Origin of the sequence: Rhodoplanes roseus, assembly GCF_003258865.1 — a bacterium.
GTDB lineage: Bacteria > Pseudomonadota > Alphaproteobacteria > Rhizobiales > Xanthobacteraceae > Rhodoplanes > Rhodoplanes roseus.
In genome coordinates this window covers 28,375-29,210 of sequence record NZ_NPEX01000054.1, presented here as the reverse complement: position 1 = coordinate 29,210, position 836 = coordinate 28,375, and the positions used below count along the sequence as shown (strand labels likewise).

1 protein-coding gene is annotated in these 836 nt (G+C 75.1%); it reads left to right on the top strand.

All coding sequences use genetic code 11. The annotated features are described in order from the left end of the window. Positions 1-83: 83 nt before the first annotated feature. A partial coding sequence (locus tag CH341_RS10470; RefSeq protein WP_111418982.1) for a DUF2927 domain-containing protein occupies positions 84-836 on the top strand: 753 nt, incomplete at its 3' end.

Genomic DNA, 836 nt, shown 5'->3' with positions numbered 1-836 from the left:
CAGGCCCGGCCGGCGGGGCGTGAGGCGGGCCGCGAGATCGACGTCGCCGACCTCCGGGGCTCCCCGAAAGTAGCTGCGCGGCCCTGATCCTCGCCGTCACGCCTTCCTGGGCGCGCGATGCCGCCCGCCGCGCCCCGCCCGAGCCCGACCGCTTCACCGACCGCCAGATTCTCCGCGGCTTCCTGGCCGTCGCGCTGGGGGCCGAGTATTCGAGCGCGCCGAGCGACCGCATCCGCCGCTTCGAGGGCCCGGTGCGGGTGTTCGTCGACGCGGCCGGCGCCCCGGCCGAGCTGCGGCCCGCACGTCTCGCCACCGTCGACGACGTCGTCGCCGAGATCGGCCGCGGCGTCGCCCATCTCGACATCGCCGGCACGCCGGAGCGCGCGAGCGCCAACCTGACCGTGCTGGTGGTGACGCAGCGCAGCCTGCCGGCGGCGGTCGGCGCGGTGTTCGGCCGAGCGCGCGCCAAGGACATGCTGCGCCGGCTCGAGCCGCAATGCGTCAGCGGATTGTCGCGCGATGCATCGCAAAGAATTCTGCAGGCCGTCGTGGTGCTGGCGGCGGACGTCTCCGACTTCGACTTCCGCGATTGCGCCATCGAGGAGATCCTGCAGGCGCTCGGGCCGATCAACGACACCGCCGCGGTGCCGTGGACGATGTTCAACGACGCCGTGCGGACCGGCCGCTTCCGCCGCTACGACCGTTATCTGCTCGGCCTCCTCTACCACCCGCGCATGCGCGCGGGGCTGACGCGGGCGGAGGCCGCCGCGACGGCGCGGGCGGTGCTGCCGGCGGTGCGCGCGGCGGTCGACGGCGAAGCACCGGGCGGCCCCTCG